This window comes from Actinomycetes bacterium, assembly GCA_022599915.1.
Lineage (GTDB): Bacteria > Actinomycetota > Actinomycetes > S36-B12.
Genome location: JAHZLH010000001.1, coordinates 56,118 through 80,868 on the forward strand (window position 1 = coordinate 56,118; position 24,751 = coordinate 80,868).

A 24,751-nucleotide genomic window follows, 5' to 3' on the forward strand; every position below is an offset into this window, starting at 1 on the left:
GAGGAATGACTCATGAGTGACCACGAAGCGCGGGTCCGGCGGCTAGCCGATCGCATTCATGAAATTGTTGCTCAACTCCTGGGGCGACGAGTGAAGGATCCGCGGCTGGGTTTCGTCACGGTGACTGACGTGCGGCTGACCAACGACATGCGCGAAGCCACAGTTTTTTACACCGTCATGGGTGATGAGTCTGAGCAGGCGGATACCGCGGTTGCGCTGAAGTCGGCCACCGGCATGATCCGTACCGAAGTAGGACGTATTACCGGCGTACGGTTCGCGCCCACGATTGCTTTTGTTCATGACGCGTTGCCCACCACGGCGGCTCATATTGAGGAGTTGTTAGACCGCGCAGCTCGCGATGATGCCCGAGTCCACGAGCAGGCCGCCGGAGCTGAGTTTGCCGGGGAGGTCGATCCCTACCGGCACGAGCAGGACGGGGAACCGGAAGCGAATCAATAGTGGTCGCAACAGGGCACGGGGTGCTGCTGGTGGATAAACCAGCAGGTATCAGTAGTCAGGCGGCCGTTTCCCGGGTGAAACGTTCCGGTCAGTTCCGCAAGGTCGGTCACGCCGGGACACTAGATCCGGCTGCTACGGGGTTGCTGGTCACAGGTATCGGGGCGGGGACTCGTCTCCTCAGGTACTTTGTGGGGCTCGATAAGGACTACACCGCGACGGTGCGACTAGGTATCGCCACTGATACCGAGGACGCTCACGGGCAGCCCACTGCCTCGCCTGGATGTGAGTCGGTTGCTGATCTCACCGCCGCTGCGGCGCAACTGACCGGAGATCTGCTGCAACGACCGTCGGCGGTATCGGCGATCAAGATTGACGGGCAACGGGCTTATCGCCGCGTTCGGCGCGGTGAGGAGGTCGAGCTGCCTGAGCGGCCAGTCACAGTTCAGCGATTCGACATCCTGGCGCAGCGTGAGGCAAGGGCAGACGACCTGCCAGTCATCGACGTTGATATCGCCGTAACCGTGTCGAGTGGCACCTATGTCCGGGCGTTGGGGCGCGATTTGGCGGAGGCGGTAGACACAGTTGGGCATCTGATCGCCTTGCGTCGTACCAGAGTTGGACCATTTCACAGCAGCGATTCATGCAGCCTCGACGATGTGAGTTCAACAACGACACTGCTCACATTGGGAGAAGCGGCAACGGCCGTACTCCCCAGCGTTGTCCTACCAACAGGCCAGGATCGGGCGGTGGCACTGGGCCAGCGCATCCCGACGATAGGGACCGGTAGCGGACCCTATGCCTTGCTGAATGAACAGGGAGATCTGCTGGCAGTGGCTACGGTCGAGCAGGGGCGCTATCGGTATGCCATGGTGGTTCCCATGGATGCGATTCCCGCATTCGCACGCGGCTCTGGCAGGGTGGAGGAGTCATGACTGGTATCGACATCATCACCGGACCACCGCGACCCCAGGCGACACAGCGGGCCGTGGTGTGTATCGGCGTCTTTGATGGCGTTCACCGTGGTCACCGTTGGCTGATTGCCCAGGCCAGGGCGGCGGCAGACCGAGCAGGTTTGCCGCTGGTAGTGATGACGTTCGACCCACATCCTCGCTCGGTAGTAGCGTCCCAACAGGCTCCATGTGCGCTAGCCACTTTAGGTTTGCGCGTTCGGTTACTGGCAGCGGCTGGGGCAGACGCAGTGCGAGTCGTCAACTTCGACAAGGCGACCGCGGCGCTCTCGCCGCAAGACTTCGTTGAACAGTTCCTCGTGGCAGATCTTGCTGCTGCCCACGTTGTAGTGGGGGAGAACTGGCGGTTCGGACGAAAGGCGCAAGGGGACAGCGACCTGCTGCAAGAGTTAGGAAAAACCTACGACTTCTCGGTGGAGCCGATTGGGCTTCACACCAGTCGCGACGGCGAGGTGTGGTCCTCTAGCAGAATCAGAAACCTGTTGCGCAGCGGTGATGTCCAGTCAGCATCGGTAGGGCTGGGCCGGCTGCATCGGTGTGAGGGTCTGGTAGTTCCGGGTGACCAGCGGGGTCGGCTCTTGGGTTTTCCGACGGCTAACCTCGACGTACCGGCCGAGTACTGCCGACCCGGTAACGGTGTGTATGCCGGAAGTCTGGTCGTGGATCCGTATGGGGTAGAACCACAGAGTTACCTAGCCGCGATCTCGGTGGGAATCAACAGCACCTTCGGGGCCACCACGCCGCGGGTTGAGGCCCATGCCATCGATCATGATGATCTGCAGTTATACGGCAAGTTCGTGGCAGTAGATTTTCAACAGCAACTACGACCCATGGTGGCCTTCGACTCAGCAGATCAGTTGGTCTCCGCGATCGCAGCTGATGTGGCTGCTGCCCGGGTTATTGCCGACGTGCCCACATCCGGCCAATGACCGGCATCAGCAGAAATCCCAGGAAACACCATGGGCCGATGAAGAGGGAAGCCACACCCATGATGAGGAACAGCGCCGCGAAGATCAACGGGAACTTGCTCGGCGCACGCTGATCGTCCGAGTCGGTCCGCAACTCCGGATGTCGATGAGCATAGGCGTCGATAGCGAATGCAACCAGGTTGATCAGTGACATCGTTCCCAGGTAGAGCAGCGCACTACCTTCTGCTGGCTCGGATTCTCCCTGTAACCCGGCCGAGAAGGCCAAAAAGACCATCAGGATGAGCCAGATTAAGGACAACGTGATCAGTCTTGGCGAGTAGTCCTTCAGCGTCTCAAAGATCCGATGGTGCACAAACCAGAAGCGGGCCATCACGAAGAACGTCACCAAGAAAGCGCCGCCCTTCCACAATGCGTCTATGTCCAAATCGCTGATATCGCCACTGTCGGTGGCGTCGGAGACGACATCAATCAGCGGCAGAATCAACAAAGTGATGGCGATCGCAATGACAGCGTCTGAGAAATTGACGATTCGATCGAAGCCGCGTTCGGTGTGTGGCGGTGCGGGCGGATTATGTTTCGCGGTAATCCCACTAATAACCGGAATCAGCAAAAAGCCGACATACACGTAGTCAGCGGTCAATTCGATCTGACTCAACAGCCCCATGGAGGCGAAGAGTCCCGGGAAAAGCCATAGCCACTGATTGACCTTTGCCTGGTCGGGATTTATCAGTAACTGCGGCTGATCAGCTACGTAATTGGACATCAAAGCCGCCGCAACGGTGACCACAGTTAAGCCACCGAAATACATGAGTCCGATGAAGTTGCTCGCTGATGCTTCGTTCAGGAGACCGGAGGGAAAAGCGAGGAAGACGATGCCGGCTAGCCAAATGAACACCAGCACCATCAGTCGTGGGGTGTAGTCCTTGACTCGTTCGAAAATCTGATGATGAGTCGACCAGAACTGGGTAATGAGCCAGAACGTTAGCGCGAACCACAGCACCTGCCACCAGGTCTCCGGCTGCAGCAGGATGTTTTCAGCATCCGGATCCCCGTTGTAATCGCTTACACGGCTGATTAACGGCAAGATCAGCAACGTAGCGGCAATGGCTGCCACCGCGTCAGTGAAGTTGACGAGACGGTCGAAGCCACGTTCAGTATGGACGGGATCAGCGCGATGCATGGATATACTCTCCCGGATCGCTAGGGCGCCGTCAGCAGCACCCCCGGTGGCGTGTCGGAGTTTTGCTTCTGATGCGTTACCATCGTCTTGACGGTCTTGGGGCGGGCGCCCCGAGATTCGCGACTACCAACCGCAACTCGATTGCCAGATGCGCCCGGAGGTTCACATGCCGCTGTCTGCGGAAGTCAAGCAAGAGATCATGACCGAGTACGCCACCCATGAGGGGGATACCGGTAGTCCTGAGGTTCAGGTCGCGCTGCTTAGTCGGCGCATCAACGACCTCACTGGCCATCTCAAGGAGCACAAGCACGACCATCACAGTCGCCGTGGGCTGCTGTTGCTGGTTGGCCAACGCCGCCGCTTGCTGGACTACCTGGCAGACCGTGACATTACGCGCTACCGCTCACTGATCGAGCGACTGGGTATCCGCCGCTAATCGGCGACTGGCTGCCCCACGACATACTCACAACTAAATAATCCAATCCCTATCCGGGGCCACGCACAAAGATGCCGGTCCTCGGTGGTGGACCCCGGGCCATGCCCGTGCTCCTCGATCGAAGGCCGACCACAGGGTGAGCCTCGGTCAAATCAGAGGAGGGCCCGTGGAGGGTACCCAAGTTCATTCTGCCGAAGCCGTGATTGATAACGGCGAGTACGGCACCCGCACTATTACGTTCGAAACCGGTCGGCTTGCTCGGCAAGCTGGTGGTTCAGCGGTCGTTTCTCTCGACGGCGACACCATGTTGCTGTCGGCGACGTCCGCATCGAAGAAGCCCAAAGAGCATCTCGACTTCTTCCCGCTCACGGTCGACGTCGAAGAGCGGATGTACGCGGTCGGGCGGATCCCCGGCTCGTTCTTCCGGCGCGAAGGTCGTCCCAGTGAAGAAGCGATCCTGACTTGCCGGTTGATCGACCGGCCGTTGCGTCCCTCATTCGTCAAGGGTCTGCGAAACGAAGTACAGGTCGTGGTCACCGTCTTGTCGCTGTACCCCGGTCATCTCTACGACGTGGTGGCGATCAATGCCGCCTCGATGTCCACCATGCTGGCTGGACTTCCGTTCAGCGGTCCGATCGGCGGCGTGCGGGTGGCCCTGATCAACGGTCAATGGGTGGCGTTCCCGACTCACCAGCAGTTAGAGGAAGCCACCTTCGACATGGTGGTCGCTGGTCGTGTAGTCGGTGACGACGTCGCGATCATGATGGTGGAGGCGGAATCCACCAACGCCACCATTGAGTTGGTGGAGCAAGGTCACACCGCGCCGACCGAAGAGATTGTCGCGGAGGGACTCGAGTCCTCCAAGCCATTCATTCGTGCGCTGTGCGATGCCCAGAGCGAGGTGGCAGCCACAGCCGCTAAGGAGACTGCCGAGTATCCGGTGTTTCCCGATTACGAAGATGACGTCTTCACTGCGGTCGAAAGCGCTGCCCAGGAGCAGCTCGCTACCGCGCTGACCATCGCTGACAAGGTGGAGCGCAACGATGAGCTGGATCGGATCAGCGCAGACACGGTGGCATCACTCGCTGAGCAGTTCCCGGAGCGGGAAGGCGAAATCAAAGCCGCCTTGCGCTCACTCACCAAGCAGGTTGTTCGTCAGCGAGTATTGCGCGACAAGGTGCGCATCGATGGCCGCGGCTTGAGCGACATCCGGCCGCTGTCTGCTGAACTGGATATCGTGCCGCGGGCGCACGGCTCCGCACTGTTCGAGCGCGGTGAGACCCAGATCATGGGTGTGACCACGCTGAACATGCTGCGCATGGAGCAGCAGCTGGACACGCTGCACCCGGAAACGCGCAAGCGGTACATGCACAACTACAACTTCCCGCCGTATTCCACCGGAGAGACCGGTCGGGTTGGTTCACCCAAGCGTCGTGAGATCGGCCATGGTGCGCTAGCCGAGCGTGCCCTGATGCCGGTGTTGCCAAGCCGGGAAGATTTCCCCTACGCCATCCGGCAGGTATCGGAGGCGCTGAGTTCCAACGGTTCGACCTCGATGGGTTCGGTGTGTGCCTCAACGCTGTCACTCCTCAACGCGGGTGTGCCGCTGAAGGCTCCGGTGGCGGGTATCGCCATGGGTCTGATCTCCGACACTGTCGATGGTGAGACCGAATACGTCGCGCTTACCGACATTCTGGGTGCCGAGGACGCTTACGGCGACATGGACTTCAAGGTCGCCGGCACGCCGGAATTCGTGACCGCCTTGCAGCTCGATACCAAACTGGACGGTATCCCCGCCAGCATTTTGGCCGGTGCGCTGACCCAGGCCAAGGAGGCTCGGACCACGATCCTAGGCGTCATGACCGACGCCATTGAGGCTCCCGGAGAAATGTCAGAGCATGCGCCTCGGATCATCGCGATCAACATCCCGGTCGACAAGATCGGTGAAGTGATTGGGCCGAAGGGCAAGATCATCAACCAGATCCAAGAGGACACTGGTGCTGAGCTCACCATCGAAGATGACGGCACGATCTACATCGGGGCTGCTGATGGGTCGGCTGCTGAGGCCGCTCGCACTGCTGTCAACAACATCGCGAACCCGGCGATGCCGGAGGTCGGCGAACGCTACCTCGGCACCGTGGTGAAGAACATGAACTTCGGTTCCTTCATCTCCCTGATGCCCGGCAAAGATGGCCTACTGCACATCTCTGAGGTGCGGAAGTTGGTCGGCGGCAAGCGGATCGACTCCGTGGATGACGTGCTGTCGGTGGGCCAGAAGGTCCAGGTCGAGATCAAGGAAATCCAGGACCGCGGCAAGCTGTCGCTGGCCCCAGTGCTGGATGACGAGGAATCGGCCGAGACGGCGCAGTAAAGTGCCGTTCTTCCCGGCTGCCGAGCAGCCGCCCGGCAGCACCAAGACCCTGTTGCGGGAGTCCGATGGGACGACCGTACGGCGGACGGTGCTGCCGAGCGGGCTGCGAGTGCTCTCCGAAGCAGTGCCCGGCGCGCGATCCGTCACGTTGGGGGTCTGGGCCGGGGTCGGCTCGCGCGACGAGACCGATCACAGTCGTGGGGCGGCGCATTTCCTGGAACACCTGTTGTTCAAGGGCACGGAACGTCGTTCCGCGCTGCAGATTGCTTCGGAAATCGATGCGGTCGGTGGGATGGCGAACGCGTTTACCTCCAAAGAGTTCACCTGCTTCTACGCCAAAACGCTCGGCCGTGACCTGTCGGTTGCCGTCGACGTCATGCTGGACATGACCAGCCAGCCGACGCTTGCTGACGAGGACATCGATGCGGAGCGCACCGTTGTCGTCGAAGAGATCGGTATGCATGAGGATGATCCCGGTGATCGGGCAGGTGAGGCGCTCGAGCAACAGATCCTTGCGGGCAGTCCACTAGGTCGCCCGATCCTAGGCACCCGCGAGTCAATTGCGAACATGCAGCCTGCGGCGATTCGATCCTTCTTCCGGCGGCATTATCGGCCTGATCGACTGGCCCTTACGGTGGCTGGTGATGTCGACCATCGACAACTGGTGTCGATGGTGCGTAGATCTACCCGAGAATTGGGTTGGCCAGAGGCACGGCCCCGGCCACTCCACCGCAACCAATCCCTTCGCCGTCGCCGGCAGCGATCGGGGCAGTTGTCCTGGCAGAACTGGCCGGGCGAGCAGTGCACCGTGGCGATGGCCGTTCCGGGGCTTCCGCGGGCTCACCCTGACTGCGTGGCGTTGGATGTGCTCAACGAGATCATCGGCGGCGGCATGTCGTCCCGGTTGTTCCAAAGTGTGCGGGAGCGGCATGGATTGGCGTACGCGGTGCAATCTGGCCACAGCGCCTATACCGATGCCGGACTGTGGAGTGCGGCAGCGGGCTGCCAACCTGACCGCGCAGCTGATGTCGTGGAACTGATCATGGCGGAAATTGGTGCAGTCCTTGCGGACGGCATCAGCCCCGAGGAATTAGAGCGTGCCCGCGGTCATCTAGCGGGAAGCTTGGTGTTGGCCGGTGAGGATACTTCCTCTCGAATGGCCACCCTAGGTCGGGCGGAAGTCGCCACCGGCGAACTACTCACGTTGACGCAAGCCCGCGACCGGATCGATTCGGTCACCTCGGCGGACCTGAATCGAGTCGCCCAGATGGTACTGGCTGCGCCCTTCACCACAACCGTTATTGGCGGCCCGAAACGTAAGCGTGATCGACAGCGGATCGAGAAGTTGAGTGCGGGAGGCAGCCGATGAGTGAAATTACTGTGGGCGTCCTAGGCGCGGCTGGTCGGATGGGCAGTGAAGTCTGCCGCGCGGTCAAGGCAGCGGACGGCCTGTCGCTGGCGGCAGCACTAGACGAAGGTGATGACCTTAGTTTGCTGGTCGAGCAGGATGTCCAAGTAGTGGTGGATTTCACCGTTCCCGAGGTCGTGATGACCAACATCGAGTTCTGCATCGCCGCAGGTGTTCACTGCGTAGTGGGCACGTCTGGGTTCACCCCCGATCGGCTGGCAGAGGTTGCAGAGCTCTTGGGCGACAATCCGCAGGTCGGCGTCTTGATTGCCCCGAACTTCGGAATCGGTGCAGTGCTGATGATGCAATTCGCGGTGCGGGCCGCTCGCTTCTTCGAATCCGCGGAGATCGTGGAACTGCACCACCCGGACAAAGTCGATGCGCCTTCGGGAACGGCACTGCGCACCGCCGAACTCATGGGAGAAGCACGCAGCCAGGCGGGAGTGACGAACGGGCCGGACGCCACCCAGGGTGATCGGGAATCACGGGGGCGATCGATTGCCGGGGTGCCGGTTCATTCCGTTCGACTGCGCGGTTTGGTGGCCCACCAGGAAGTGTTGCTGGGCTCGGCCGGTGAGACGCTGCAGATTCGGCACGACTCGTTGAATCGAGAATCCTTTATGCCGGGCGTGGTGTTGGCAGTGCGAGCCGTACCGGAACGGCCCGGGCTGACCGTCGGCATCGATTCGCTGCTAGCGGAGGATGCGTGAAGTCTTCCCGGGCGGCAGCACTAGTTTTAGCCGGTGCTTCCCTCATCTACATCCTGCTGATTGGTCAGATCGGTTGGGGGCTGATCGGTTCCGGAACTCCGGTGGGCATTGGCTTAGGTCTGGCGATCCTGGTGTTCCCGTTGTTTGGGATTTGGTTCATCTGGCGGGAACTCGCGTTCGGCTTTCGAGCGCAACGGCTCGAAGGGCAATGGGAAGCAGAAGGCCTACCGGTGCCTGAAAACACTCCGGAAGCATTCGAAGCAGCTAAAGCCGAAGTAGAAGAGTTCCCCGACGATTGGCATTGCTGGTTTCGGCTCGGACTTGCCTATGCCGTGGCGGGCGACAAGAGTCGCGCTCGGTCGTCTATTCGGCACGCCGAACATCTGTTCCGCCGGGGCGAAACCGCCTGATGCGAGCGGTAGTGCAGCGGTGCGATAGCGCCGAAGTGGTCGTTGCGGGGGAGCAGGTCGGTGGATTCACTGGTCCCGGCCTGACGGTCCTGTTGGGGATTCGACGAGGGGATACCCGCGAACAGGCGACTAAGCTTGCGGAAAAAATTTGGCGGTTGCGGATTTTTCGGCCCGACCGTTATCCAGAGCTCACCTGTGCTCCTCCCAGCGGTAGCAGTGAGGTATCCGCCGCTGATTTGGAACTTCCAGTCTTGGTGGTCAGCCAGTTCACGCTGTACGGGCGCACAGACAAAGGCCGTCGACCCACCTGGGAGGATGCCGCTGGTGGTGAGGAGGCAGAGCCGCTGATAGATGAGTTTGTCGCGGCCCTCCGGGGAGTAGGGGCTACCGTTTCGACCGGAGCTTTCGGAGCAGACATGCGGGTCTCGCTGACCAACGATGGCCCCATCACGCTGATCGTTGAGGTGTAGGAATCACGTTGTCGGGTGCTAACCGACCTTGCGCCAGATAATCTTTCGAAGCATGTCGGAGACCGGTGACATGACCACTGCAACGAGCATCGCGAGCTTGATCGCGTTCGGCCTCATCGTGATCTTGCTCGTTTTGAGCGTTCGTTCTCGCCGGCTGCGCAAGCAACTCGGCTACTCGAAGCGAACCCGGTTGCGGTTGCTGGCGATGGAGGCATTGGAGCCGCCGTTGGAGCTCGCCCTCATCGGCGTTTTGCTGTGGGAGGAACTCACTACGGATGTCACTCACGTTCTCGTAGCAGTGCTGGCAATCGTTCCCGGTCTTTTGATGGGCCGGTATCGGGCCAACGAGAGTTTTGTTGAGGCGGTGCCCAAGCACCGAGCCGTGATCGTGCGACACACCAAGGGCGAGTTCATCGGGCTGGCAGCGATCGTGTTCCTCAAGGTACTGGAGGGGACTGCGGAGGGCGGCGCTTTCACCTTCCCGTATTGGCTCACCCTGGTGCTGACGGCCGGATTGGTCATCATCTTCTGCGAATCCACCGCCCGCGTGGTCACTCTCTATCGGAAGTATGGTGAAGCCGCAGCAGATGTCCCCTCGCAATCGAGCGGCGACACCGCCGCATAGCTGCGGTAACCCTCTGGGTCACTCGACAGGACTTCGTCTGGTCTGAGTCCTAGGCTCGAAAGCATCACTACGGCAGAGGAGCAGTGATGGCAAAATTCATGGATATTCATCGTGGGATGAATGACATTAGTCCCGAGGCGCTTGCAGCGGCACACGACGCGGATCTGGCGCTACAAGACGGTGAAGGTGTGGAATTCACCCACGCCTGGGCCGATCCAGAATCTGGGATGGTGTTTTGTTTGTCGACCGGCCCGGACATGGCAGCGGTGCAGCGGGTTCACGAGCAGGCAGGACATCCAGCTGACGAGATCTATGCGATCGGGGTAGAGGTCTAGCCGTTGCCGCTGATGGGGATTTCTTGCAGTAACTGATGCGTCAGTTGTCGGCGCTGCACAACTGCTGGGCATAGCTTGAGACGGCTGCCGGTACGGGCAGCAGCCCGAGTCTGGTGCGCCGCTCCAAGAGGTCGGTCGGGTTCACCGCGCCCTCAAAGTCGCGCCCGAACTGAAGGCGCGCGGCAACTGTTGGGTCGACGGTGTCATCGCTGCTGTCACGTCCGGCCTGCCACACCGCGGCAGCCTCGCTGCCGTAACAGCGTCGTAGCACGTCGGGGATCTGGGCATCGGTAGCGCCATTGCTCGCTCCGACGAGTGGCAACGTGGCGGTGGGACAGGGGTGATGAGAGATCTCGTCCACCACGTCTTGAGCCATTTGCCGGTAGGTGGTGAGTTTCCCGCCCACGATAGACAGCATTCGGCCATTACGACGCAGTAGTTGCTTGCGTGACAGGTCTGCGGAGTGACCGCCGGTCGGATCAGCAACAAGGGGCCGTAGTCCAGCAAACGCACCCAGACTGTCTGTGGCGTTTACGGGTTGCTGCAAAGCTCCCGACAGGATGTCCAGGATCCACTCGACATCCTCCTCGGGTGGCATGGGCACATCGACTATCCCGTCAGGAGAGGGTCGATCAGTGATGCCCACGTAGCTGACTCCTTCCGGTTGCGGGAGTGCGAACACAAAGCGGCTAGTGTGCCCCGGCACGGGCACGGTCAACGAACCTCGACCCGCACCGACAAGTGCGGTGGGCATGACGACGTGGGTGCCGAGCGACGGTTCCAGGCTCAAGTCTTGATCGAACTCCCCGGCCCAGACTCCCGCTGCATTAACGATGGTGCCAGCCGAGATGGTGAACGTGTCGCCGTGGCGGTGATCACGCACAATAACCTCGCCGCTGTCAGTGTCCACGGCAGCGGCCTCGGCACCGAGCAGGATCTTCGCGCCGTAGCCAGCGGCTGTGCGTGCGATGGCAATGACGAGTCGAGCGTCGTCGATAAGTTGACATTCCCAGCCCACGGCAGCACCCCGAAGTCCGGTCTGGCGCAGCCCGGGAACCAGTTGTAGGGCTGTCTCCGCCGTCACGCGGCGTGGAGCAGGCAACACCGAGCGAGGGGTGCCCGCCGCGGCGCGCAGTACATTGCCGGCGCGGAAGCCGGCCATAGCGAGTCGAGCGGTGCGCCGATCTTCATCGAAATCTGGCACTACCTGCGGCAATGGCGCGATCAGGTGTGGTGCGACCTGAGTGGCCAGCACAGACCGTTCCCGGGAACTTTCCAGTGCGACTCCGAGTTGCCCCTGAGCGAGATAGCGCAATCCGCCATGGGCCAGTTTGCTGGACCATCGCGATGTCCCGAATGCCAGATCGTGCTTCTCCAGCAGGACCACGTCCAGCCCCCGTGCGGCTGCGTCCAATGCGACGCCCACGCCCGTAATGCCACCCCCAATCACCACAACGTCCACTTTCTGTGCAGACTGCCGATCCCGGTCCCGACGGGCGTCATTGAGTTGGGTCCGACGATCTAGCGGGGCAAAGGTGGGGTGGTTAGGCATGATCAGGTCCTTCTGTCGGGCGCAAGATGCCGTCGACTATCGCCGGCCATTCCTGCCACATGAGCTCCTCGCCGAGGTGCTGGCTGATCGCGGCCGCGGCAAAGACCCAACCTTGAGCGGACAGCACCACTCCATGGGCAAGTGCGGTGGGGTTGGTATCGCGAATACTGCCATCGCCCCCGCGACTGGCCATTCCCTCGATGAACAACGGCTCCAGTAGCTGGGCAGCCGCTCGCTGAGTTCGACCGAATCTTTCCACCATGAGCGGGGTCAAGGACTCGGGGTCGACCGCCAGAATCTGTTGCAGCACTGGATTGGTAGCGGCGCTATGGGTGGTTGCCGCAATGGTCATCACACACCGCTGCCGTGCCGTGCCCGTAGTGTCACCGGTGGCTCCCTGCGCTAGGACTTGAGCGAGCTCGACCGTCAGTACTTCTGCCAGTAGCCGTTCCAGGGAGTCAAACCGGCGGTAGACCGTCATCCGAGATACCTGCGCCACCCGGGCAACCTCAGCCAGTGTTGCTCGCCGAGGGCCGCGGGCCATCAGGACCTCGCGAGCCGCAGTCAAAATGGGGTCATCCATCGCCCCGGCGTCATCTGGGGCTCGCCTCGTCAGCTCAGCCAGTGCGACTGAGGTAGTGCGGGGACCAGCAGACTTCAATGGGGTAGTAGAGCCATCGGATACGTGTGACACAATGAGTAAAAGTGTAACAGTTGTAGGGTTCACCAGCATCAGCACAGCGCGCAGGAGGCAGTATGTCCGCACCCACTTTCGCCCGCTGGGGCACACCACCGCAGCCCGTCGAGTTGGCCGAGCCAGCCCAACGGTTCCTGAAGGACACCTTGGGTGTTGCGGAGCCTCGGGCCGCGGTTGAACTGCAGGACCTTGCGGTCTCCGAGTCGCGTCTGTCGGGTGAACAGTTTGCCGGGTTGATGCAGGTACTCGGAAATGCCGGCGTTTCCACGAGTGCTGGTGACCGACTGATGCACGTATCGGGCTGTTCCCTGGTGGACTACCTACAACTCCGGAATGGTGAGGCTGCCGTTCCGGATGCGGTCGTGCGACCGGAATCGCACGACAGCGTTCACGAACTCTTGGGTTTCTGCTCGAACAACGCCATCCCGGTAGTGCCGTTTGGCGGCGGTACCTCAGTGGTGGGCGGGCTCAATCCTGATCGACATGGTCGGGAAGAAACACCCTGGATCTCGATCTCGCTGGAGCGGATGAACCGGCTACTCGACATCGATGAGATCTCGCAAACTGCGACCGTGCAGCCAGGCATCACCGGCCCCGAGTTGGAGGCGGTGCTGGCGCGGCGCGGCTTGACCCTGGGCCACATCCCGCAGTCATGGGAGCGGGCGAGTATTGGCGGCTATGTAGCGACCCGGTCGGCTGGTCAAACATCCACCGGATTCGGCCGAATCGACGACATGGTCGAGGCGCTACGGGTGGCGACGCCGGTGGGTGAGTTGGAGTTGGGGCATGGGCCCAAGAGCGCGGCTGGACCGGACCTAAGACAACTATTTATCGGCTCCGAAGGCGCTCTCGGCATCATCACTGAAATCACGCTGCGACTCCGCCGAACCGCCAAGGTGGTGAAATACGAGGGCTTCATGTTGCCAGGCTTCGGTGAGGGAGTCGCCGCCTTCCGAGATCTCGCTCAGACTCGGGCTACCGCTGACGTGATGCGGCTATCTGATGTCGATGAAACTGCCGCCACCATGCAGATGTCTGGACCACAGGGCTCGACGGCGGCAGTCGTGCAGCGCTACCTCAACCTGCGTGGCGTCGGCGATGGTTCGCTGGCGATTCTGGGTTGGGAGGGATGGTCGCGGGACGCGGTCAACGGTCGTCGGCGAGCAGCCGCCCGCATCCTGCGGGGGCACGGAGCGGTATCGCTAGGCAGTTCGGTCGGTGCATCCTGGCGCCGCCATCGATTCGACGGGCCTTACCTGCGTGACGAACTGCTCGATCAGGGCTACCTAGCCGAAACGCTGGAAACCGCCTGCCATTGGCGGGATATCCCAGCGGTCTACGCCGGCGTGCGCGATGCCCTTGGTCGATCCCTCGCCGATCGAGGCAATGCTCCCTACGTGATGTGTCACGTGTCGCACGTCTACCAAACCGGCGGCTCGCTGTATTTCACGGTTCTGGTGCGCGCGGACGCAGACCCGGTCGCGCAGTGGCAGATGGCTAAACGGGCTGCCACTGATGCGATGGTCAGACACGGCGGCACTATCACCCATCACCATGCGGTGGGCCGAGATCATGCGCCCTGGATGGAAGCCGAGATTGGGCTAGAGGGAGTACGGCTGCTGCGCAGTATCAAGGCCTGCGTGGACCCGCAGCGAGTCATGAACCCAGGAGTGCTGCTCCCGTAATGGACAGTTGGTAGCGAGCTAGCCGGTACCGGGCAGGACGGCTTGGCCGCCCTCAACCAGATTTACGACCAAGTTGATGTCGGCAAATCCAGCTGTATCCAGGGCTTCTCGCAATGTTTTGGACGAAGGTCGCGGGGCTGGTCCGAGCGCAGTCACTTCCATCTCGTGTTCCAACACTTCGTAGTCAATGATTTTCCAACCGGCGTCGCGGGCCCAGTCATTCACCGTCGTGGCAGCTTCGTGTTCGGTGAGGGTGTCATCGACCAAGTTCGCGGTACTAATGCTTAGCGGTACCGCGATCGCCAACACGGTCAGCACCACGACAGCCAGCGTGCTGCCACTCAGATTACCCACCGGATGCCCGGATCTTTCAGCAACATCTCGCACTTGATAGATCAGCAGCACAATAGTGGCGGTGAAGATGATGGCAGTGACGTTGGTGAGAAAGAGCAGGGTGGCGCCCAGAGCATCGCCGTAGTTGCCGGCTTCAAACGTCAGTCCCACCACGGCCAGGGGTGGCACCAAGGAGATCGCGATGGCGACTCCGGGCAATGTGTCGGAGATGTCGGATCGAACCAAGGCGAAGGCGCCGACCGTACCAGTGGCCAATGCGGCGATGAGGTCGAGCAGTCGAGGACTAACTCGGGCGGTGATTTGACCGTTGTTCTCCACCAGCGATCCGACCGGATCCAGCAATCCCGCCCCGTAGCCAACGGCGATGACCATCAGCGCCCCGCCGATGACAGTCGATAGTGACCGCAACATGCGATTGCGATCGGCCAGCACCAAGGCCAACGCAGTGCCCAGAATGGGGGTCATCAGCGGCGCCACGATCATGGCACCGATCACTACGGCGGTGGAATCACCGACGACACCAGCGGTAGCGATAACGCCGGATAGCAGCAGCAGAATCCAATACGCGGAGTATTTCTTGCTGGAGTCCTTGCCGTAGGACAGCAGGACACCGTTCGACATGCGCTCGATATCGTCGTCAATAACTGTCGGTCGGGTCACAGCCACCTGCCTTTCGGTCCTAGGCGCCGCGAATAGACTAGGCCCTTCTGAGGTGGGATTCCCGTTGTATGGCCACCACGCCGGGAAGACCTGATGCCCGGCCCTATCGGGCCCGCGGGTTAGCCTGTTGCAGCGAAAGGATCCGCTATGACCGACACCCGTCCAGCCGTGAAGTTCCGCAGCGATATGAGCGTGGAACTTATCAAGGCCAACGCTGCCGACTCTGATGTGATTTGGGCTGCCCGGGTATCCACGAAGGGTGAGTCGTCGCTCGATGACGTCACCGGGGACCCAGAGCGTTCCAAAGGGCTGATCAACTACCTGATGCGGGATCGGCATGGCACACCGTTTGAGCACAACTCACTCACGTACTTTGTCTCGGCGCCGATCTTTGTCTTCCGGGAGTTCATGCGGCATCGCATCGCCTCCTACAACGAAGAAAGCGCCCGCTATCGCGAGTTGGAGCCGGTGTTCTACGTGCCGGGGCCGGAGCGCAATCTGGTGCAACAGGGCAAGCCAGGTGCGTATGAATTCGTTCCGGGCACTGCGCAGCAGCATCGACTCGTGACCGAGCAAACCATCGCTGCGTGTGAAGCCGCGTACGCCGCCTACCAGGAAATGCTTTCCGCCGGCGTTGCCCGTGAGGTGGCACGAGGCGTGCTGCCGGTAGCCACGTATTCCTCGATGTACGTGACGCTGAACTCTCGATCGTTGATGAACTTTCTGTCCCTGCGCACCAAGCGGGAAGATTCTACGTTCCCCTCGTTCCCGCAGCGGGAGATCGAGATGGTGGCTGATTTGATGGAAGAGCAGTGGCGGGAACTCATGCCATTGACCCACGCTTCATTTGAAGCGAACGGTCGCGTCGCTCCTTGATTCTGAGATGAACCAACGTCAAGCCGGATGGTATCCGGATCCCGATCAGCCGGATCGGATGCGGTACTGGTCCGGTGCCGAGTGGACCGATCAGGTGTCGCCAGCGGAGCTGCCGGAGGACCCGGTGGTGCCGGACACCCCGCAGGAACTAGTGGACGGTCCGCCCGAGGGAGCCATTCCACCGCCGCCGCCACCCATCGAGCCCGAGATACCGCCACCGCCGTTCAGTGCGGCGCAACAGCAACAGCAACAGGGACAGCCGGCCGCGGCCTCTTCGGCAGCTGGCGCAGCCAGACCGGTGGCTGCGGGGGAGAAAGTAGGTCCTGATGGTCAGGTGCTGGCCGATTTCGCTCGTCGTGCGGGGGGCTGGTTGTTGGACTGGCTCATTGTCACGGCAATCGCGGGGTTCTTGGCCTTGATCGTCGTGGCCGCGACCGTCGGCTTCGACGGCATCGTCGACCGGCAAGCGTGGTCGGCACTGCTGACCAAAGTGGAAGCAGATCCGGGGTACCAACCCAGCAATGCCGAGGTAGAAGCGCTGGTAGGACCAGGTTTGGGCGCCGCAGTGCTGTGGACCGTGGGGCTATGGCTGTTGTGCAGTTTCTTCAACGGCGTCTTGGTGCTGTCCGGGTCGGGCCAAACCATCGGTGACCGGATGGTGCAGATTCGCAAGGTGCGGCGGGGTCGCCGAGTGCCGGGTCTCGGCTCGGCGCTGCTGCGGTGGCTTATCCCGATAGTCTTATTGTTGCTAGCGCCATTTACCTGCCTGCTCAGCTTGCTGTTGTGGGGGGCTTGCCACCTCTGGCCGGTGTGGGATTCCCGGCGACGAACGTGGCAGGACGCCGCAGCGGGTACGGTGGTGGAGCGAGCAGATCTGATTGGACCCCCGGCACGATGAACCGTGAAACAGACCCGGCCCCCTTCGGCCACGTGCTCACCGCCATGGTGACCCCCTTTGCCTCCGACGGCAAACTTGATCTCGCGGCAGTTGCTGAGTTGGCGAATGATCTTGTGGACCTCGGCAACGACGGACTAATTGTTAATGGCACCACCGGTGAATCGCCCACCACCACTGATGACGAGAAACAGGCGCTAGTGGCGGAAGTCGTCGCCGCCGTAGGTGACCGCGCCAGAGTGATCGCCGGGGTGGGAACCAACGACACTATTCATAGCCAGGAACTCGCTCGCGCCGCGGCCGCAGCAGGTGCTCACGGAGCGCTCGTGGTGACCCCGTACTACAACAAACCGCCGCAAGCCGGCCTGCTGCATCATTTTCAGCAGGTTGCGGACACCACCGAACTGCCAGTGATGTTGTACGACATTCCCGGCCGCTCGGGAGTAGCCATCGAGCACGACACCCTGCTGCGGTTGGCCGAGCACCCGCGCATCGTGGCCAATAAGGATGCCAAAGGCGATGTCTTTGCCGCACAACGAGTGATAGCGGAAGCCGACTTGGCCTACTACTCCGGTGACGATGCCCTCGTCTTGCCACTACTGAGTGTCGGGGCAGTCGGAGTGGTCAGCGTCGTCGGGCATCTGGTGGCCGACCGACTGGCTGCCATGATCGCTGCCTTTCAGGCCGGTGAACTGGCGGAGGCTCGTATCGCTAGCCACCAGCTGGTCCCAGTCATTGTCGGAATCATGGACCGGATGCAGGGCGCTGTCGCAGTCAAAGCAGCGTTAGACATGTTGGAGCGTAGCGGTGGCGGGGTGCTGCGTTCGCCATTACTGGCCGCCGACAAGTGGCAACAAGAGCAACTGCGCCAAGACCTGCGACTCGGCGGTTTCGAACTGTGAACGCCGCACCACCGGACTTGCCAGCGAACGGAGTCCGCACGATCGCGCTCGGTGGGCTGGGTGCCATCGGCAGAAATATGACTGTGTTCGAATACGACGGTCGACTGTTGATCGTCGATTGCGGGGTTCTCTTCCCCGAAGATGAACAGCCCGGCGTGGACCTGATCCTGCCGGACTTTTCCTACCTCGAAGACCGCTGGCAAGATATCGAAGCCTTGGTGCTGACTCATGGGCACGAAGACCACATCGGTGCGGTGCCCTACCTATTGCGTTCCCGGCAAGATATCCCGATCTATGGGTCGCAGCTAACGCTGGCGCTGCTTGCCGCCAAGTTGCGGGAGCATCGAATTCCTGGGGACTTGCACGAAGTGGCAGCAGGTGAGCAGGCGGAGGTCGGCTCGTTCTCGCTGGAGTTCTTTGCCGTCACGCACTCCATTCCCGACGCGCTCGCGGTGGGCATCGTGGTTGGTGGTCAGCGACTGGTTCATACCGGTGACTTCAAACTGGATCAGTTGCCGCTGGACGGCCGGGTTACTGACCTGCCGGGGTTAGCTCGGCTCGGCAGTGACGGTGTCGACCTGCTGCTCGTCGATTCCACTAATGCGGAAGTGCCGGGGTATCTGACCAGCGAACGAGATATTGCCGAGGTGCTGGACCGAGTTTTTGCCAACGCTCGCGGCCGGATCATCGTGGCGTCGTTTGCCTCTCACATTCACCGGGTGCAGCAGGTGTTAGACGCGGCAGTAGTTCACGACCGGCGGGTGGCATTCGTGGGTCGCTCCATGGTGCGCAATATGAACGTGGCGCGAGATCTGGGTTATCTGAACGTGCCTGGCGGCACTCTGGTCAGATCAGAGTCGCTACCGGATCTTCCTGACGATGAAGCGGTCTTGGTCTGCACCGGTTCCCAGGGCGAGCCGATGGCCGTGTTGTCGCGGATCGCCAACCGTAATCATAAGATTGAAGTGGGCGAAGGCGACACCGTCGTGCTGGCCTCATCGATGATTCCCGGCAACGAAAATGCCGTCAACCGAGTAATCAATGGGTTGACCCAGCAGGGTGCGACGGTGGTGCATCAGGGCAATGCCCGGGTGCACGTGTCGGGACATGCATCAGCAGGGGAGTTGCTCACCTTTTACAACATCGTACGGCCGCGCAACGTCATGCCGGTTCACGGCGAATGGCGTCATCTGCACGCCAACGCCGCGTTGGCGCAACTGACCGGGGTGCCGTGGGACAACATCGTGTTGGCGGAAAACGGTTCAGTAGTGGACCTGGTAGATGGCCAGGTGCAGATTACGGGTCAGATCCCGGTGGGTTTTGTCTACGTGGACGGCTCCAGCGTGGGTGATATCACCGAAAGCCAGTTGAAGGATCGGCGGATTCTGGGCGATGAAGGGTTCATTTCCGTCTTCGTGGTGGTCGACACCAACAGTGGCAAAGTCGTGGCGGAGCCGGAAATCCACGAACGTGGCTTCGCTGATGACGATGACATCTTCAATGAGGTGCGGCCGCTGATCAAGACTGCGCTGGAAGACGCACTGGCGGGTAAGACCAAGGAAACTCGGCAACTACAGCAGGTAGTCCGACGAACTGTCGGTCAGTGGGTGTCTCGCAGCCATCGCCGTCGGCCGATGATTCTGCCGGTGGTCGTGGAGGTCTGAGCCCTGTCGCGTTTCGGTTCCGGGCGCTGTCGGTCCGGCCGGTTAGAGTCGGGCCATGGCATCCCGCGCGGCAACTAAACGCTCCTCGGGGAAGTCTGCTTCCCGAAAGTCTAAGTCCAGTTCTTCCTCCAGTCGGCGCACTTCCAGTACCCGCAGCAGTGGTACGCGAAAGTCCGGGACTAGTCGCGGTCCGGTTGTCCGGTCCTTTGCCGCGATCGGTCGGGGACTGAGTCGGGCATGGGGCTGGTTAGCCAGCATGCTCGGCGCGGTGATCCGTTCCATCCGGCCTGAGGATGAACGTGACGACTTGGTGCGACACGATGGCGCGGCGTTGTTGTTGATCTGCGTAGCGATCACGTTGATCGCAGTGTCATGGTTCGCCGAGGACGGGCCGGTCGCCGAAGGCGTGTCCTGGTTCATGTCGGCCATCTTTGGCTTGGGGCATTGGGCAGTACCGATTTTGCTGCTGTGGTTGGCCTGGCGACTGATGCGTCACCCGGCACTAGGACAAGAAACCGGTCGGTTGTTCTTCGGCTGGTCGTCGCTTGTGCTGGCGTTCTGTGGATTGCGGGCCGTCGCGGTCGGATCGCCATCACCAACCGAAGGCGTCGAGGGATTGATGACTGCCGGTGGGTTCGTGGGCTGGCTGCTGACGGCTCCGTTCGTCACCTCCATTGGTCCGATCCTGGCAGTCTTGCTGATGCTGCTGCTTATGTTGATCGGGGTGTTGATTCTCACCGCCACACCTATTGCCGCCGTACCTGATCGCTTTCGATCTGCCGGTCGGGCGATCAAACAAGCCGCCGGAAAGTTGCGGCGTTCCCCAGCAGACGAGCCCTTGGAGAATGATCAGCCGTTTGCTAGCCCCGTGGTTGCGGCACCGCCGGATCCCGAACCGAGCGTCGCTGAATCGCCGGCCACTGCGGATGATGCGCCACCGGCTGCGGCCGCGTTGGCGATTGGACCCGAACTCGAATCGGAGCCGCCCCCGGAGCGGGTCGAGCAACTCCGGCTCACTGATGACGCTGACTACTCACTGCCTGATCCGGACCTGCTCGCGAGTGCACCGCCCGGAAAACGTGCAACTGCAGCCAACGACACGGTGGTTGCGGCTCTCACTGAGGTGCTGCGGCAGTTTGAGATCGACGCCCGGGTAACGGGTTTTCAGCGTGGCCCGACTGTCACCCGCTATGAAATCGAACTGGGGCCATCGGTCAAAGTTGAGCGAGTTACGGCCCTGAGCAAGAACATTGCCTATGCCGTGGCTTCTGCCGATGTGCGGATCCTCAGCCCGATTCCAGGTAAGAGCGCCATCGGGATTGAAATTCCCAACTCGGATCGGGAATGGGTCATGCTCGGTGACCTGCTGCGGTCGCGAGTTGCTACGAGTGACCACCACCCGCTGTTGGTCGGACTAGGCAAAGATGTGGAAGGCGGCCACGTCTGCGCAAACCTTGCGAAGATGCCGCACCTGTTGGTTGCTGGGGCGACCGGCGCTGGTAAGTCGTCTTGCATCAACTCATTTATCACCTCGCTGCTGATGCGGGCCACTCCCGCGGAACTACGGATGATCCTGATTGATCCCAAGCGAGTGGAACTGTCCATCTACGAGGGTGTCCCGCACCTGATCACTCCCATCATCACTAACCCCCGCCGGGCATCGGATGCACTGCAATGGGTTGTGAAGGAAATGGACCTGCGTTACGACGACTTGTCCACCCACGGCTTCCGCCATATCGACGACTTCAACCGGGCAGTGCGCTCTGGCACATTGACCACCCCGCCGGGTAGTGAGCGACAGTTGCGGCCCTATCCGTACCTGTTGGTGGTCGTCGACGAGTTGGCGGATCTGATGATGGTCTCGCCACGTGACGTCGAAGACTCGGTTGTGCGCATCACTCAGTTGGCGCGGGCAGCTGGGATTCACCTGGTGCTGGCGACCCAGCGCCCCAGCGTGGACGTGGTGACCGGCTTGATCAAAGCCAACGTGCCCAGCCGACTTGCCTTCGCCACCTCGAGTCTGGCCGATAGCCGCGTCATTTTGGATCAGCCCGGTGCGGAGAAGCTGGTGGGACAAGGCGATGGGCTATTCCTGCCGATGGGCGCCAGTAAGCCGGTACGACTGCAGGGTGCGTTCATCGCAGAAACCGAGATCCGCGACGTGGTCGCGCACTGCCGGGAACAGCAGACCGCGGAGTTTCGCGATGATGTGTTCACCGCCTCGACAGATCGGCGCGATGTCGATGGCGATATTGGCGGCGACCTGGATTTGTTGTGTCAGGCCATCGAGCTAGTGGTGGATACCCAACTTGGTTCAACCTCCATGCTGCAACGCAAGCTGCGCATCGGCTTTGCCAAGGCCGGGCGGGTCATGGACATGATGGAGGTTCGCGGCATCGTTGGCCCCTCGGAGGGTTCAAAAGCGCGCGAGGTCCTTACGAAACCAGATCAACTGCCGGAACTACTGGAACTGCTGCGCAACGGGGAGCTGTAGTCCTGCCGGTGGCTAACCGGCGTCGGGCCCGTAACCTGAAGAAATGTCCGATTCCGCCGTAGAGGCTCGAAAGCCAGCCGCTCACTTAATGACCTTGGGATGTGCCCGCAACGAGGTCGACTCCGAGGAGCTGGCAGCCCGGTTGGTGGGGGATGGCTGGCGCATCGCCGATGAGGGTGACGCCAACGAACCTGGCGACGTCGTCGTGATCAACACCTGCGGTTTCGTGGCAGCCGCCAAGCAGGAATCCATTGACGAGATTCTGGCTGCTGCTGATGCTGACACTCCAGTGGTAGCGGTCGGTTGTCTGGCAGAACGCTACGGCGAACAGTTGGCGGCGGAACTCCCAGAAGCGGCAGCAGTCATTGGTTTCGACGGCTACGACGAGTTGCCGGACACGTTGCGGCGCGTGGCGGCTGGGGAGTCCATTGATAGCCATGCCCCGCGCGATCGGCGGGAGTTGCTGCCGATCTCACCAGTAGAGCGTCCCGATCGCATGGTGCCGCCGGGACACGCAGGTGCCACCGTTGCGGTGGACCTACCGGGCACGACAATACTGCGCACGCGACTAGACAACAGTCCAGTTGCCCCGTTGAAGATCGCTTCCGGGTGTGACCGCCGGTGCGCCTTTTGCGCCATTCCGCGGTTCCGGGGTTCGTTCTTGTCCCGCCGCCCGGGTGAGATTTTGGATGAGGCCCGCTGGCTGGCCGAGCAAGGCGTGCGTGAACTAGTCCTCGTCAGTGAAAACTCCACCTCCTATGGCAAGGATCTGGGCCAGCCACGGTTGTTGGAGGAGGTACTGCCGGAGCTCGATCAGGTGTCCGGCATCGATCGCATCCGGGTGACCTATCTGCAGCCCGCCGAACTGCGGCCGACCCTGATCGAGGCCATGGTCGCCACACCGTCGGTGGCCAACTACTTTGACATCAGTTTTCAGCATGCCAGTGGTCCATTGCTACGCAGTATGCGCAGGTTCGGCGACCATGACTCCTTCCTGGAGCTCATCGCGAATGTCCGGCGTTTGGCGCCGGATGCCGGGATTCGCAGCAATGTCATTGTGGGATTCCCCGGGGAGACCGATGAGGATCTTGCTGTCTTAGAGCAGTTCTTGACGTCGGCAGAACTCGACGCGGTTGGTGTCTTCGGCTACTCACCCGAAGATGGCACCGAAGCCGCCGAACTTCCGGGTCAGATCGATCCCGACGTGATCTCAGCTCGGGTTGAGCAGATCAGTTCGCTGGCTGAGCATCTCACCGCCAACCGCGCCCAGGATCGCATCGGAGCCACGACGAAACTGCTAGTCACCGCCACATCGCCCGATGGTGTATCCGGTTCGGCAGAGTTTCAAGGTCCAGAAGATGGCGATTTGTCAGTACCCGAACCGCTTTCTCCCGGCGATCTGGTTTCCGTCCGGCTAGTCTCAGCCTCAGGAGTTGATCTTGCCGGAGAGGTAGTACCTGAATGACTGAGCAGGAGGCCAAGGCCTCCGTCGTCAATATTCCGAATGCGCTCACCACGCTTCGGCTGCTGCTGGTACCAGTCTTTGCATATTTCCTTTTCGCTCAGGAAGCGGGCAGCGCTGACTACGAGCTGTATCGCTACATTGCGGCGCTCATTTTCGTCCTGGCCAGCTTCACCGACTGGGTTGACGGGTTCTTGGCACGTCGGATGAATGTGGTTACCACCTTCGGCAAGGTGGCAGACCCGCTAGCGGACAAGGCATTGACCGGTGTCGCTCTCATCGGTCTGTCAGTGATGGGTGACCTCTCCTGGGTGTGGACGATTATCATTCTGGGTCGAGAAGTACTCGTCACCGTCGTTCGGTTTGCAGTGATCAAAGACGGCGTGATCGCGGCCAGTATGGGCGGCAAACTCAAGACGGTGTCGCAGATGATCGCCATTGTGATGTACCTGCTGCCGCTGACCGGGTTCCTGGCCACGGTGGCTGTCTGGATCATGGCCATTGCGGTCATCCTCACCATCGTGACCGGTATCGACTACTGCTTCCGGGCCGCACAGGTACGCCGGGACGCCGAACTGCGCAGAGAAGCCCTCGATGACAGCGGCACCACTGCCTAGCGCGGCCGAGGCGGCAGTAGCAGCGTTGCGTGAGGCGCAGGCAACAATCGCGACCGCGGAATCCATTACCGGGGGACTGGTCGTGGGCGGATTGACGTCCGTTCCGGGAAGTTCGGCGGTCGTCCTCGGCGGTGTTGTCGCCTACAGCATTTCGGTCAAGCAGCGCATGCTGGGGGTGCCGGCAGCGGTGCTCGAGCAATCCGGTCCGGTTCATCCCGACACTGCCATGTGGATGGCGCTCGGGGCCGCCCGGCGGTTCGGTGCCAACGTGACGTTGGCGACCACAGGCGTGGCTGGGCCGGAACCACACGGCGGATCTACACCAGGTCAGGTGTTGTTCGGGTGGTGGACTGACGGCACCGGTGGCGTGCTGCAGGCGCAGTTGTCCGGAGACCGGTGGGAAATTCGGGCGCAAGCCGTGGAGTTGGCGATGAGCATCATCGTGCAATGTGCCCGCAATGGCGCATTAACGGCAGCGGACTTGGGCCAGCATCGGCCAGTAGAAACGGTGGATCACGGAGTGGCGCAGGCAGAGCTCAGGTTTCCCACGGGTTAACACTTGGGCGTCGTGACCAATCCGTCACCGGAAAAG

General features: G+C 61.3%; 24 protein-coding genes. 20 read left to right on the forward strand and 4 right to left on the reverse strand.

The window, feature by feature from the left end:
* The first annotated feature begins 12 nt into the window (after positions 1–12).
* The 3 genes from rbfA to K0U62_00310 are packed head-to-tail and all read left to right on the forward strand — an operon-like array spanning position 13 to position 2,356.
* Positions 13–459 (forward strand): 30S ribosome-binding factor RbfA, encoded by a 447-nt coding sequence (rbfA, locus tag K0U62_00300; GenBank protein ID MCH9799955.1) that lies wholly within the window; start codon positions 13–15, stop codon positions 457–459.
* Positions 456–1,391: a tRNA pseudouridine(55) synthase TruB gene (gene truB, locus K0U62_00305; GenBank protein MCH9799956.1), complete on the forward strand. Its 936-nt coding sequence runs from the start codon at positions 456–458 to the stop codon at positions 1,389–1,391. Before rbfA ends, truB begins: the two co-directional genes overlap by 4 nt.
* Positions 1,388–2,356, forward strand: coding sequence for a bifunctional riboflavin kinase/FAD synthetase (locus tag K0U62_00310; protein ID MCH9799957.1), 969 nt, complete (start codon positions 1,388–1,390; stop codon positions 2,354–2,356). The genes truB and K0U62_00310 overlap by 4 nt, the downstream gene beginning before the upstream one ends.
* On the opposite strand, the gene K0U62_00315 is transcribed toward K0U62_00310, so the two are convergent.
* Positions 2,325–3,536: a DUF1211 domain-containing protein gene (locus K0U62_00315; protein ID MCH9799958.1), complete on the reverse strand. Its 1,212-nt coding sequence runs from the start codon at positions 3,534–3,536 to the stop codon at positions 2,325–2,327. The two genes, K0U62_00310 and K0U62_00315, sit on opposite strands and share 32 nt — an antisense overlap.
* Positions 3,537–3,702: 166 nt before the next feature.
* On the opposite strand from K0U62_00315, the gene rpsO reads away from it, so the two are divergent.
* The 8 genes from rpsO (at position 3,703) to K0U62_00355 (ending at position 10,301) form a co-directional block, all read left to right on the forward strand.
* Positions 3,703–3,972, forward strand: a complete 270-nt coding sequence (gene rpsO, locus K0U62_00320; protein ID MCH9799959.1) for a 30S ribosomal protein S15 — start codon at positions 3,703–3,705, stop codon at positions 3,970–3,972.
* 166 nt (positions 3,973–4,138) lie between these two features.
* On the forward strand, positions 4,139–6,343 hold the full coding sequence (locus K0U62_00325) for a polyribonucleotide nucleotidyltransferase (protein ID MCH9799960.1): 2,205 nt from the start codon (positions 4,139–4,141) through the stop codon (positions 6,341–6,343).
* Between the two features lies 1 nt (position 6,344).
* Positions 6,345–7,712, forward strand: coding sequence for an insulinase family protein (locus tag K0U62_00330; protein MCH9799961.1), 1,368 nt, complete (start codon positions 6,345–6,347; stop codon positions 7,710–7,712).
* Positions 7,709–8,461, forward strand: coding sequence for a 4-hydroxy-tetrahydrodipicolinate reductase (gene dapB, locus K0U62_00335; GenBank protein MCH9799962.1), 753 nt, complete (start codon positions 7,709–7,711; stop codon positions 8,459–8,461). The genes K0U62_00330 and dapB overlap by 4 nt, the downstream gene beginning before the upstream one ends.
* The gene (locus K0U62_00340) at positions 8,458–8,871 is read left to right on the forward strand and encodes a hypothetical protein (GenBank protein ID MCH9799963.1); all 414 of its coding nucleotides are present in this window, start codon (positions 8,458–8,460) and stop codon (positions 8,869–8,871) included. Before dapB ends, K0U62_00340 begins: the two co-directional genes overlap by 4 nt.
* Positions 8,871–9,341 (forward strand): D-tyrosyl-tRNA(Tyr) deacylase, encoded by a 471-nt coding sequence (dtd, locus tag K0U62_00345; protein MCH9799964.1) that lies wholly within the window; start codon positions 8,871–8,873, stop codon positions 9,339–9,341. The genes K0U62_00340 and dtd overlap by 1 nt, the downstream gene beginning before the upstream one ends.
* Before the next feature lie 52 nt (positions 9,342–9,393).
* Positions 9,394–9,966 carry a hypothetical protein gene (locus K0U62_00350; protein MCH9799965.1) on the forward strand — a complete coding sequence of 191 codons (573 nt, stop codon included), beginning with the start codon at positions 9,394–9,396 and terminating at the stop codon, positions 9,964–9,966.
* An 86-nt stretch (positions 9,967–10,052) separates the two neighbouring features.
* Complete coding sequence (locus K0U62_00355; protein ID MCH9799966.1) at positions 10,053–10,301, forward strand: SCO4226 family nickel-binding protein; 249 nt, start codon at positions 10,053–10,055, stop codon at positions 10,299–10,301.
* A 40-nt stretch (positions 10,302–10,341) separates the two neighbouring features.
* Here K0U62_00355 and K0U62_00360 read toward each other — a convergent pair whose 3' ends face one another.
* Complete coding sequence (locus K0U62_00360) at positions 10,342–11,853, reverse strand: glycerol-3-phosphate dehydrogenase/oxidase (GenBank protein MCH9799967.1); 1,512 nt, start codon at positions 11,851–11,853, stop codon at positions 10,342–10,344.
* Positions 11,846–12,547: a TetR/AcrR family transcriptional regulator gene (locus K0U62_00365; GenBank protein MCH9799968.1), complete on the reverse strand. Its 702-nt coding sequence runs from the start codon at positions 12,545–12,547 to the stop codon at positions 11,846–11,848. Before K0U62_00365 ends, K0U62_00360 begins: the two co-directional genes overlap by 8 nt.
* 62 nt (positions 12,548–12,609) lie before the next feature.
* Here K0U62_00365 and K0U62_00370 point away from each other — a divergent pair, with 62 nt between their 5' ends.
* On the forward strand, positions 12,610–14,235 hold the full coding sequence (locus K0U62_00370) for an FAD-binding oxidoreductase (protein ID MCH9799969.1): 1,626 nt from the start codon (positions 12,610–12,612) through the stop codon (positions 14,233–14,235).
* Between the two features lie 18 nt (positions 14,236–14,253).
* On the opposite strand, the gene K0U62_00375 is transcribed toward K0U62_00370, so the two are convergent.
* Positions 14,254–15,210: a DUF389 domain-containing protein gene (locus K0U62_00375; GenBank protein ID MCH9799970.1), complete on the reverse strand. Its 957-nt coding sequence runs from the start codon at positions 15,208–15,210 to the stop codon at positions 14,254–14,256.
* A 186-nt stretch (positions 15,211–15,396) separates the two neighbouring features.
* Here K0U62_00375 and thyX point away from each other — a divergent pair, with 186 nt between their 5' ends.
* From thyX to K0U62_00415, 8 genes are all read left to right on the forward strand, one after another.
* Complete coding sequence (thyX, locus tag K0U62_00380; protein MCH9799971.1) at positions 15,397–16,125, forward strand: FAD-dependent thymidylate synthase; 729 nt, start codon at positions 15,397–15,399, stop codon at positions 16,123–16,125.
* A 7-nt stretch (positions 16,126–16,132) separates the two neighbouring features.
* Positions 16,133–17,023 (forward strand): RDD family protein, encoded by an 891-nt coding sequence (locus K0U62_00385; GenBank protein MCH9799972.1) that lies wholly within the window; start codon positions 16,133–16,135, stop codon positions 17,021–17,023.
* Positions 17,020–17,922: a 4-hydroxy-tetrahydrodipicolinate synthase gene (gene dapA / locus K0U62_00390; GenBank protein MCH9799973.1), complete on the forward strand. Its 903-nt coding sequence runs from the start codon at positions 17,020–17,022 to the stop codon at positions 17,920–17,922. The genes K0U62_00385 and dapA overlap by 4 nt, the downstream gene beginning before the upstream one ends.
* 77 nt (positions 17,923–17,999) lie before the next feature.
* Positions 18,000–19,586 carry a ribonuclease J gene (locus K0U62_00395; protein ID MCH9799974.1) on the forward strand — a complete coding sequence of 529 codons (1,587 nt, stop codon included), beginning with the start codon at positions 18,000–18,002 and terminating at the stop codon, positions 19,584–19,586.
* 55 nt (positions 19,587–19,641) lie between these two features.
* Positions 19,642–22,080, forward strand: coding sequence for a DNA translocase FtsK (locus tag K0U62_00400; GenBank protein ID MCH9799975.1), 2,439 nt, complete (start codon positions 19,642–19,644; stop codon positions 22,078–22,080).
* Positions 22,081–22,123: 43 nt separating this feature from the next.
* Entirely contained in the window at positions 22,124–23,545 is a 1,422-nt protein-coding gene (gene rimO, locus K0U62_00405; protein MCH9799976.1) for a 30S ribosomal protein S12 methylthiotransferase RimO, read from the forward strand.
* Positions 23,542–24,159, forward strand: coding sequence for a CDP-diacylglycerol--glycerol-3-phosphate 3-phosphatidyltransferase (gene pgsA / locus K0U62_00410; protein MCH9799977.1), 618 nt, complete (start codon positions 23,542–23,544; stop codon positions 24,157–24,159). Before rimO ends, pgsA begins: the two co-directional genes overlap by 4 nt.
* Positions 24,137–24,715, forward strand: coding sequence for a nicotinamide-nucleotide amidohydrolase family protein (locus K0U62_00415; GenBank protein ID MCH9799978.1), 579 nt, complete (start codon positions 24,137–24,139; stop codon positions 24,713–24,715). Before pgsA ends, K0U62_00415 begins: the two co-directional genes overlap by 23 nt.
* Positions 24,716–24,751: the final 36 nt, after the last annotated feature.

What these genes read in the sequence shown, in the direction of transcription:
- K0U62_00350 (MCH9799965.1), top strand. Translation starts at nt 9,394, where the DNA reads ATGTCGGAGACCGGTGACATGACCACTGCAACGAGCATCGCGAGCTTG.
- K0U62_00375 (MCH9799970.1), bottom strand. Translation starts at nt 15,210, where the DNA reads ATGTCGAACGGTGTCCTGCTGTCCTACGGCAAGGACTCCAGCAAGAAA.
- K0U62_00400 (MCH9799975.1), top strand. Translation starts at nt 19,642, where the DNA reads ATGGCATCCCGCGCGGCAACTAAACGCTCCTCGGGGAAGTCTGCTTCC.
- K0U62_00395 (MCH9799974.1), top strand. Translation starts at nt 18,000, where the DNA reads ATGACTGTGTTCGAATACGACGGTCGACTGTTGATCGTCGATTGCGGG.
- thyX (MCH9799971.1), top strand. Translation starts at nt 15,397, where the DNA reads ATGACCGACACCCGTCCAGCCGTGAAGTTCCGCAGCGATATGAGCGTG.
- K0U62_00315 (MCH9799958.1), bottom strand. Translation starts at nt 3,536, where the DNA reads ATGCATCGCGCTGATCCCGTCCATACTGAACGTGGCTTCGACCGTCTC.
- dtd (MCH9799964.1), top strand. Translation starts at nt 8,871, where the DNA reads ATGCGAGCGGTAGTGCAGCGGTGCGATAGCGCCGAAGTGGTCGTTGCG.
- rpsO (MCH9799959.1), top strand. Translation starts at nt 3,703, where the DNA reads ATGCCGCTGTCTGCGGAAGTCAAGCAAGAGATCATGACCGAGTACGCC.
- rbfA (MCH9799955.1), top strand. Translation starts at nt 13, where the DNA reads ATGAGTGACCACGAAGCGCGGGTCCGGCGGCTAGCCGATCGCATTCAT.
- pgsA (MCH9799977.1), top strand. Translation starts at nt 23,542, where the DNA reads ATGACTGAGCAGGAGGCCAAGGCCTCCGTCGTCAATATTCCGAATGCG.
- K0U62_00310 (MCH9799957.1), top strand. Translation starts at nt 1,388, where the DNA reads ATGACTGGTATCGACATCATCACCGGACCACCGCGACCCCAGGCGACA.
- rimO (MCH9799976.1), top strand. Translation starts at nt 22,124, where the DNA reads ATGTCCGATTCCGCCGTAGAGGCTCGAAAGCCAGCCGCTCACTTAATG.
- K0U62_00415 (MCH9799978.1), top strand. Translation starts at nt 24,137, where the DNA reads ATGACAGCGGCACCACTGCCTAGCGCGGCCGAGGCGGCAGTAGCAGCG.
- dapB (MCH9799962.1), top strand. Translation starts at nt 7,709, where the DNA reads ATGAGTGAAATTACTGTGGGCGTCCTAGGCGCGGCTGGTCGGATGGGC.
- K0U62_00355 (MCH9799966.1), top strand. Translation starts at nt 10,053, where the DNA reads ATGGCAAAATTCATGGATATTCATCGTGGGATGAATGACATTAGTCCC.
- K0U62_00360 (MCH9799967.1), bottom strand. Translation starts at nt 11,853, where the DNA reads ATGCCTAACCACCCCACCTTTGCCCCGCTAGATCGTCGGACCCAACTC.
- dapA (MCH9799973.1), top strand. Translation starts at nt 17,020, where the DNA reads ATGAACCGTGAAACAGACCCGGCCCCCTTCGGCCACGTGCTCACCGCC.
- K0U62_00385 (MCH9799972.1), top strand. Translation starts at nt 16,133, where the DNA reads ATGAACCAACGTCAAGCCGGATGGTATCCGGATCCCGATCAGCCGGAT.
- K0U62_00370 (MCH9799969.1), top strand. Translation starts at nt 12,610, where the DNA reads ATGTCCGCACCCACTTTCGCCCGCTGGGGCACACCACCGCAGCCCGTC.